This is a genomic window from Cellulomonas septica, from assembly GCF_012396155.1.
GTDB lineage: Bacteria > Actinomycetota > Actinomycetes > Actinomycetales > Cellulomonadaceae > Cellulomonas > Cellulomonas septica.
On sequence record NZ_JAAXOY010000107.1, the window covers coordinates 1 to 7,804 of the forward strand.

Annotated in this window: 9 protein-coding genes and 1 riboswitch; of the genes, 2 read left to right on the plus strand and 7 right to left on the minus strand. The window is 72.8% G+C overall.

What is annotated here, in order from left to right; translation table 11 throughout:
* The first annotated feature begins 131 nt into the window (after positions 1–131).
* Positions 132–1,463 (plus strand): MFS transporter, encoded by a 1,332-nt coding sequence (locus tag HGA02_RS06240; protein ID WP_168678275.1) that lies wholly within the window; start codon positions 132–134, stop codon positions 1,461–1,463.
* Between the two features lie 52 nt (positions 1,464–1,515).
* Here HGA02_RS06240 and HGA02_RS06245 read toward each other — a convergent pair whose 3' ends face one another.
* The 6 genes from HGA02_RS06245 to HGA02_RS06270 all read right to left on the minus strand — a co-directional run bounded on the left by HGA02_RS06245 (position 1,516) and on the right by HGA02_RS06270 (position 6,455).
* Positions 1,516–2,328 carry an exodeoxyribonuclease III gene (locus HGA02_RS06245; protein ID WP_168678276.1) on the minus strand — a complete coding sequence of 271 codons (813 nt, stop codon included), beginning with the start codon at positions 2,326–2,328 and terminating at the stop codon, positions 1,516–1,518.
* Positions 2,329–2,396: 68 nt separating this feature from the next.
* Positions 2,397–2,882 (minus strand): VOC family protein, encoded by a 486-nt coding sequence (locus HGA02_RS06250; protein WP_168678278.1) that lies wholly within the window; start codon positions 2,880–2,882, stop codon positions 2,397–2,399.
* A gap of 119 nt (positions 2,883–3,001) precedes the next feature.
* Complete coding sequence (locus tag HGA02_RS06255; protein ID WP_168678282.1) at positions 3,002–3,883, minus strand: bifunctional methylenetetrahydrofolate dehydrogenase/methenyltetrahydrofolate cyclohydrolase; 882 nt, start codon at positions 3,881–3,883, stop codon at positions 3,002–3,004.
* 10 nt (positions 3,884–3,893) lie between these two features.
* Positions 3,894–5,183 (minus strand): serine hydroxymethyltransferase, encoded by a 1,290-nt coding sequence (glyA, locus tag HGA02_RS06260; protein ID WP_124343674.1) that lies wholly within the window; start codon positions 5,181–5,183, stop codon positions 3,894–3,896.
* 98 nt (positions 5,184–5,281) lie between these two features.
* Positions 5,282–5,371: riboswitch (ZMP/ZTP riboswitch) on the minus strand.
* Between the two features lie 65 nt (positions 5,372–5,436).
* Positions 5,437–5,817 (minus strand): VOC family protein, encoded by a 381-nt coding sequence (locus HGA02_RS06265; protein ID WP_168678284.1) that lies wholly within the window; start codon positions 5,815–5,817, stop codon positions 5,437–5,439.
* Between the two features lie 47 nt (positions 5,818–5,864).
* On the minus strand, positions 5,865–6,455 hold the full coding sequence (locus HGA02_RS06270) for a MarR family winged helix-turn-helix transcriptional regulator (protein ID WP_168678286.1): 591 nt from the start codon (positions 6,453–6,455) through the stop codon (positions 5,865–5,867).
* Between the two features lie 40 nt (positions 6,456–6,495).
* On the opposite strand from HGA02_RS06270, the gene HGA02_RS06275 reads away from it, so the two are divergent.
* Complete coding sequence (locus tag HGA02_RS06275; RefSeq protein ID WP_343035317.1) at positions 6,496–7,530, plus strand: DMT family transporter; 1,035 nt, start codon at positions 6,496–6,498, stop codon at positions 7,528–7,530.
* Here HGA02_RS06275 and HGA02_RS06280 read toward each other — a convergent pair.
* A partial coding sequence (locus tag HGA02_RS06280) for a phosphotransferase (RefSeq protein WP_168678290.1) occupies positions 7,456–7,804 on the minus strand: 349 nt, incomplete at its 5' end. The genes HGA02_RS06275 and HGA02_RS06280 overlap by 75 nt on opposite strands.

A 7,804-nucleotide genomic window follows, 5' to 3' on the forward strand; every position in this document is an offset into this window, starting at 1 on the left:
GCGTCGGGGGCGTCGGCCGCGAGCGCGCCCGCAGCGCGCGCACGTGCCGTCGTCGATCCGCCGCGCGTGCTCATGACACCACTCTCGCACACTGATTGACTTTTCCCAATCAGTCGCGCCACCCTGGGTCCGTGACGACCCCCTCCCCCGCTCCGGCGACGGCCGAGACCGCCCCGCGGCGGTCCCTCATCCACCACGCCGACTTCCGCCGGCTGTGGACGGGTGACGCGCTCGGTCAGCTCGGCACCCAGCTGACCGTCATCGCGCTCCCCGTCCTCGCGGTCGACACGCTCGCCGCGACCGAGTGGGAGATGGGCGTCCTCAGCGCCGCCGAGACGCTCGCGTTCCTCGTCATCGGCCTGCCCGCGGGCGCGTGGGTCGACCGGATGCGCAAGCGCAACGTGCTCATCAACGCCGACCTCGTCCGGGCGCTCGTGCTCGGCGTCGTCGTGGTCACCGCGCTCACCGGGCACGCGTCGATGCCGCTGCTCATCGGGGCGGCGCTCGTCATCAGCGTGTGCAGCACGTTCTTCGACGTCGCACACCAGAGCTACGTGCCGTGGCTCGTGGGCCTCGACCACATCGTCGAGGGCAACTCCAAGCTCCAGTCGACGCAGTCCGTCGCGATGGTCGTCGCCCCCGCGATCGCGGGCGCGCTCCTGCGCGTCGTCGCCGCGCCCGTCCTCATGGCCGTCAACGTCGTGACGTACGTCGTCTCGGCGTTCGCCGTCGGGCGCATCCGGCACCGCGAGCAGCCGCCCGCGCCCGAGACCCGCCGACCGCTGCGCGTCGAGATCGCCGAGGGCGTGCGGTTCGTCGTGCACCAGCCGCTGCTGCGCCGCATCGTCGCGTGCACGGGCATCGGCAACCTGTTCAACACGGCCGCGGGGGCTCTCGCCGCGATCTACGCGCTGCGTATCCTCGGCCTCGACACCGCCGCGTTCGGCACGGTCCTGTCCGCCGGGGCGGTCGGCGGCCTGCTCGGCGCCGTCTCCGCGGACCGCCTCGCGCGCCTCGTCGGCGAGGGTCGGATCATCCCGCTGTCCGCGCTGCTGTTCGTCCCCGCCGCCGTCCTGCTGCCCCTCGCGGTCGTCGTGGACGTCCCCGCGCAGGTGGTGCTCATCGCCGCGGGCGTCCTCCTCAGCTTCTCCGTCGTCGTCTACAACGTCGCGCAGGTGTCGTTCCGGCAGCGGCTGTGCCCGCCCGCGCTGCTCGGGCGCATGAACGCGTCCGTGCGGTTCTTCGTCTGGGGCACCATGCCGCTCGGCGGCATCCTCGGCGGGTGGCTCGGCACGCAGATCGGCGTCGTGCCGACCCTGTGGGTGTGCGCGGGCGGCGCGCTGCTGTCGACGATCCCCGTCGTGTTCTCACCGCTGCTGCGCATGCGCGACCTGCCGCGCCCCGACGACGCCCCGACCGGCCAGGCGCCGACGGACGAGGACGCGACGACGCCGAAGGCGTGAGGCCACGCGACGGCTCGGGACGCCGCACCGGCCGTCGGCGACGACGGGACCCTCAGAGGTCGTACTCGACGACCAGCGGTGCGTGGTCCGAGAACCGCTCGGCGTAGGTCGGCGCCCGGTCGACGGTCGCGCGCACCGCGGCGTCGGCCAGGTCGGGCGTCGCGAGCTGGTAGTCGATCCGCCAGCCCGCGTCGTTGTCGAACGCCTTCCCGCGCCAGGACCACCACGTGAACGGGCCGGGGCCCTCACCACCGAGCTCGCGGCCCAGGTCGTGCCACGACAGGTCGTCGAACCAGCGATCCAGGTAGGCGCGCTCCTGCGGCAGGAAGCCCGCCGCCTTGAGGTTGCCCTTCCAGTTCTTGATGTCCGCCTCGCGGTGCGCGATGTTGAGGTCGCCCGCGACGACCGCGAACCCGCCGTCCCGGGACAGGTCACCGAGCCGCGCGGTCACGTGGTCGAGGAAGGCGTACTTCTCGTCCATCGACGGGGTCCCGAGCGTGCCCGAGTGGATGTACGTCGAGACGACCGTGACCTTGCGCGCGGGGGCGCCGTCGTGCGAGGGCACCGCGAGGTCGGCCTCGACCCACCGCCCGGTGTCGCCCGTGACCCCGGTCTTCAGGCCGATCCGCACCGCGTCCATGGGCAGCCGCGACGCGATCGCGACGCCGGCCCGGCCCTTCGTCTCCGACGCCTCGTGCGCGAGGTGCCACTCGTCGGCGGACAGGTGGTCGGCGAGGATCTCGTCGGACGCGCGGACCTCCTGCAGCAGCAGCACGTCGGGCTTGCGCGCCTCGAGCCACGCCCCCATGCCGCGCTTGTAGGCCGCGCGGATGCCGTTGACGTTGACGGTGGCGATCGTGAGCACCGCACCATCCAACCCCACGCCGCCGACAGGCCCGACCCCCTCCGGCCGGGCCTGCGGCGAGCGGCGGGTCAGTCACCGCGGTAGGCGGCCTCCAGCGCGGCGATGTCGAGCTTCTTCTGCGTGAGCATGACCTGCGTCGCGCGCGCGGCGCCCTCGGGGTCGGCGTCGGGCGACATGGTCCACATCGCGAGCTGACGCGGGACGACCTGCCAAGACAGGCCGAAGCGGTCGGTGAGCCAGCCGCACGCGACCTCCTCGCCGCCGCCCTCGAGCAGTGCGTCCCAGTACCGGTCGAGCGTCTCCTGGTCGTCGACGTCGACCAGGAACGAGAAGGCGGCGTTGAGCGTGAGCGAGGCGCCGGCGGAGATGGCCGTGACCGGCATGCCGTCGAGCACGAACTCGACGAGGAACGGGTCGCCCTTCTTGACGTCCGGCATGTCGGCGGGCGCGTGGACGATGTTCGTGATCGTCGAGTTCGGGAAGACCGAGACGTAGAACTCGGCGGCCTCGACGGCGTTGTCGTGGTACCAGAGGTGCGGCTGGACGATGCCCATGACGGGTCCTCCCGGGAGTCGGCGGGTCGACGGTCGTCGACCACTCTCCTCCCGACAGACCGGCCCCGGTACCCGCACTCATCGGGGTACCGGGGCCGATCTCGGACCAGGCGGGCGGATCAGCCCGCGAGGCGCTCCGCGGTGTCGACGACGTTGCTCAGCAGCATCGCGCGCGTCATGGGACCGACGCCGCCCGGGTTGGGCGACACCCACGACGCGATCTCGAGGACGCCCGGGTCGACGTCGCCAACGACGCGGCTCTTGCCGGTCTCCGGGTCGGTCGCGCGGGACACGCCGACGTCGATGACGACGGCGCCCGGCTTGACGATGTCGGCCGTGATGATCCCCGGCACGCCCGCCGCGGCGACGATGACGTCGGCGTTGCGGGTGTGCTCCGCGAGGTCCTCGGTGCCCGTGTGCGTGAGCGTGACGGTCGCGTTGATCTCGCGCCGCGTGAGCAGCAGGCCGATCGACCGGCCGACGGTGACGCCGCGCCCCACGACGACCACGTCCGCGCCGCGCAGGTCGACGTCGTGCCGCAGCAGCAGGTCGACGATGCCGCGCGGGGTGCACGGCAGCGGGCTCGTGACGGGCTCGTTGACGCGCAGGACCAGGCGCCCGAGGTTGGTCGGGTGCAGGCCGTCGGCGTCCTTGTCGGGGTCGATGAGCTCGAGCACGCGGTTGGTGTCGATCCCCCGCGGCAGCGGGAGCTGCACGATGAACCCGGTGCACTCCGGGTCCTCGTTGAGCCGACGGACCGCGGCCTCGATGTCCTCCTGCGTCGCGTCCGCGGGGAGGTCCTCCCGGATCGACGCGATGCCGACCTCGGCGCAGTCGCGGTGCTTGCCCTCGACGTACCAGCGCGAGCCGGGGTCGTCGCCGACGAGCAGCGTGCCGAGGCCCGGGCGGATGCCGCGGGTCGCGAGAGCGGCGACGCGCTCCGCGAGCTCGCCCTTGATGCGCGCCGCGGTGGCCTTGCCGTCGAGGATCTGTGCCGTCATGTGCGCCGCCTCAGTACTGCTGGAGGCCGGAGTACAGCGGGAACGCCTCGGCGAGCTTGGCCACGCGGGCCCGCAGCGCCTCGACGTCGGTCGACGCACCACCGACGAGCGCGGTCGCGATGATGTCGGCGACCTCCGTGAACTCGGCGTCGCCGAAGCCACGGGTCGCGAGCGCGGGCGTGCCGATGCGCAGGCCCGAGGTGACGCGCGGGGGGCGCGGGTCGAACGGCACGGCGTTGCGGTTCACGGTGATGCCCGCGGCGTGCAGGAGGTCCTCGGCCTGCTGGCCGTCGAGGTCCGAGTGCCGCAGGTCGACGAGGACCAGGTGCACGTCGGTGCCGCCCGTGAGGACGGAGACGCCCGCGTTGGAGACGTCGGTCGCGGTGAGACGGTCCGCGATGATGCGCGCGCCGTCGATGGTCCGCTGCTGGCGGTCCTTGAAGTCCTCGGTGCCGGCGACCTTGAACGACACGGCCTTCGCGGCGATGACGTGCATGAGCGGGCCGCCCTGCTGACCCGGGAACACCGCGGAGTCGATCTTCTTGGCGTACTCCTGCTTGCTCAGGATGAAGCCCGAGCGGGGACCGCCGATCGTCTTGTGCACCGTCGACGACACGACGTCCGCGTGCGGGACGGGCGACGGGTGCAGGCCCGCGGCGACGAGGCCCGCGAAGTGCGCCATGTCGACCCAGAGCTTCGCGCCGACCTCGTCGGCGATCTCGCGCATCGCGGCGAAGTCGAGGTGGCGGGGGTAGGCCGACCAGCCGCCGATGATGACGTCGGGGCGGTGCTCGAGCGCGGCCGCGCGGATCGCCTCGGGCTCGATGCGGAACGTCTGCGGGTCCACGCCGTACGCGGCGACGTCGTAGAGCTTGCCGGAGAAGTTGATCTTCATGCCGTGCGTGAGGTGGCCGCCGTGCGCCAGCTCGAGGCCGAGGATCTTGTCGCCCGCGTTGATGAGCGCGTGCAGCACGGCCGCGTTCGCCGTGGCGCCGGAGTGCGGCTGGACGTTCGCGTGCTCCGCGCCGAACAGGGCCTTCGCGCGGTCGATCGCGATGTTCTCCGCGATGTCGACCTGCTCGCAGCCGCCGTAGTAGCGGCGGCCCGGGTAGCCCTCGGCGTACTTGTTGGTGAGCACGGAGCCCTGCGCCTGCAGGACCGCGCGCGGCACGAAGTTCTCGGAGGCGATCATCTCGAGCGTGCCCTGCTGGCGGGCGAGCTCGCCGTCGAGGACGGCGGCGATCTCCGGGTCGAGCTCGGAGATGTTCTGGTCGAGGATCGGGGTGTTGTCGGCGCTCATCGGGCGACTCCCTGGGGCATCAGCGGACGGATCATCGGGTGCGGAGGGGATGTGCACCGGCACGCGGACGGGCACGCACACACTCACTCCGTGTGGTGACCGTGGGCCCAGGCGTCCGACCCGAAGTCTGCTGCTGCTCGTCGCTCCCCGGTGGTGACCCACCCGCTGCGCCAGTCGCGACCAGGAGAGCCTAGCAACACCGACGTGCGAGCGGTCAGCGGTATCCATCAACAGTCACGGGCTTCGACCGTCGTCAGCGGGCAGGCGGCTCGATGAGGTCCCACGCACCGCCGTACAGGTCCTCGAAAACGGCGACCGTGCCGTAGGACTCGTACCGGGGCTCCTCGCGGAATCGCACCCCGTGCTCGGTCATCCGCGCGTGCTGGCCGGCGAAGTCGTCGGTCTCCAGGAAGAACGCGACGTCCTCGCCCGCCTGCCGCCCGACGGGAGCGCCGTCACCGGCCAGCGCCAGCACCAGTCCCGTACCGCCGTCGGACGGCCCGACGACGACGCGCCGCCACCCGCCGGGGAACGTCTCGTCCTGGCGGACCGTGAGGCCCAGTGCGTCGACGAAGAACCTCAGCGCCTCGTCGTGGTCGTGGACGAGGAAGGTGACGTCGCGCAGCCGGATCATCTGGCGAGCGTAGGCCGCGGACCCCTGCCGAGGCGGCGCCCGTCGCGTCAGTGGCCGTCGACGTCGTCCGGCGTCTCGAAGACCGCGAGCCAGCGGCGCAGGAGGTGCTCGAGCTGGTCGACGTCGGCGGGGTCGAGGGCGTCGAGGAGGCGGCGCTCGTTGGTCATGTGGTCGGTGAAGGCGGCGTCGATGATTTCGATCCCGCGCGGGGTGAGCGCGATGACCCGCGCACGGGCGTCGCGCTCGGAGACCCGGCGCGTGACGAGGCCCGCGGCCTCGAGACGGTCGACGCGCTTGGTCATGGCACCGCTGGTCACGAGGGTGTTGGCACAGAGGTCGCCCGGGGTGCGCTCGTAGGGTGCACCGGTTCGGCGCAGGGTCGCGAGGACGTCGAAGTCGCCCTCCCCCAGCCCGTGCTGCCGGTAGACCGCGACGAGCTCGTCGGTGACGTGGTTGGCGACGCGGCTCAGACGGCCGATGACGCCCTGCGGGCGGACGTCGAGGTCGGGGCGTTCGTGCCGCCACGCGGCCTGGATGCGGTCGAGGCGGTCCAGGCAGTCGAGGTCGCTGTCCGGCCCGGCCGCCGTCGAGCGCGCGGCACGCGCGTCGGTGCGGGTCGTCGGATCCACGTCGGTCATGGGGTCGATCTTATCTTCCATGGAAGGTATGTTGTCTTCCGTGGAAGAGAAATCGCTCCGCTGGTCGCTCGTCACGGCGATCGCGCCGCTCACGTGGGGCACCACCTACTACGTCACCAAGCACGCGCTCCCCGCCGACGCCCCGCTGTGGGGAGCCGTCCTGCGCGCGCTGCCCGCGGGCCTCGTCCTGCTGCTCGTCGTCCGACGCCTGCCCCGCGGCTCGTGGTGGTGGCGGTCGCTCGTGCTCGGCACGCTGTCGATGGGTGCGTTCTTCGCGCTCATCTACGTCGCCGCACAGCTCCTGCCGTCGTCGGTCGCGTCGACCGTCATGGCGACCTCGCCCGTGGTGATGATGCTCGTCGCGTGGGCGCTGCTCGCGCAGAAGCCGCGCGTGCTCGCGCTCGCGGGTGCCGGGCTCGGCGTCGTCGGCGTCGCCGCGATGCTGCTCACCGGCGGCGGGGAGATCCGGCCCCTCGGCGTCGCCGCGTCGGTCGCGGCGATGCTCATGTCGAGCGTCGGGTTCGTGCTCGCGACGCGCTGGGCCGACGGCGTCGACGTCGTCTCGTCGACCGCGTGGCAGCTCGTCGCCGGCGGTCTCGTGCTCGTGCCGTTCGCGGTCGCGGTCGAGGGCGCTCCCCCGGCGCTCGACGGTCGCGCGATCCTCGGGTTCGCGTACGTGTCGCTCGTCGCGACGGCGGTCGCCTACCTGGCCTGGTTCAGCGGACTGCGGCGGCTACCCGCGGGGACCGTCGGGCTCGTGGGGCTGCTCAACCCCGTCGCCGGGGTGCTGGTCGGCGTCCTCGTCGCGGGTGAGCACCTCGGGCCGCTGCAGGTCACCGGGATCGTCGTCGTGCTCGCCGGGGTCGTGCTCGGCCAGCCGGCCGTCGACCGCCTGCTGCGCGGGCGGCGCATGCGCCGCGCCGAGATGAGCACGGTCGTCGCCGACTCCGCGTCGACCGCCGTCCCGGCGCCGGCGTCGAGCGGCGTCGCGGACCCCGCGTCAGGTGGCGTCCCAGAGGCCCCGGTAGAAGGCGGTCCGCACGGGGTCCGGCGCGATCCCGTAGGCGTCCAGTAGCGGCTCCTCGAACCCGGGCCCGTAGTTCCAGATCGTGCTGTACGTCGCGACGGCGAGGTCGGCCCAGCGGTCCGCGACACCGAGCGTGCCGAGGTCGACATGGGCCAGCCACGTGCCGTCGTCGGCGAGCAGGGTGTTCGGCGCGCACGCGTCGCCGTGGCACACGACGAGCCTGTCGACCGGCGGCGGCGGACCGAGCGCGGCGCGCTCGTGTGACGGGCCGCCCTCCCGTGCGTCGGCCGCCGCGACCCGCGCGTCCACGCCCCAGTCGAAC

What these genes read in the sequence shown, in the direction of transcription:
- HGA02_RS06250 (WP_168678278.1), bottom strand. Translation starts at nt 2,882, where the DNA reads ATGGGCATCGTCCAGCCGCACCTCTGGTACCACGACAACGCCGTCGAG.
- HGA02_RS06255 (WP_168678282.1), bottom strand. Translation starts at nt 3,883, where the DNA reads ATGACGGCACAGATCCTCGACGGCAAGGCCACCGCGGCGCGCATCAAG.
- glyA (WP_124343674.1), bottom strand. Translation starts at nt 5,183, where the DNA reads ATGAGCGCCGACAACACCCCGATCCTCGACCAGAACATCTCCGAGCTC.
- HGA02_RS06270 (WP_168678286.1), bottom strand. Translation starts at nt 6,455, where the DNA reads ATGACCGACGTGGATCCGACGACCCGCACCGACGCGCGTGCCGCGCGC.
- HGA02_RS06265 (WP_168678284.1), bottom strand. Translation starts at nt 5,817, where the DNA reads ATGATCCGGCTGCGCGACGTCACCTTCCTCGTCCACGACCACGACGAG.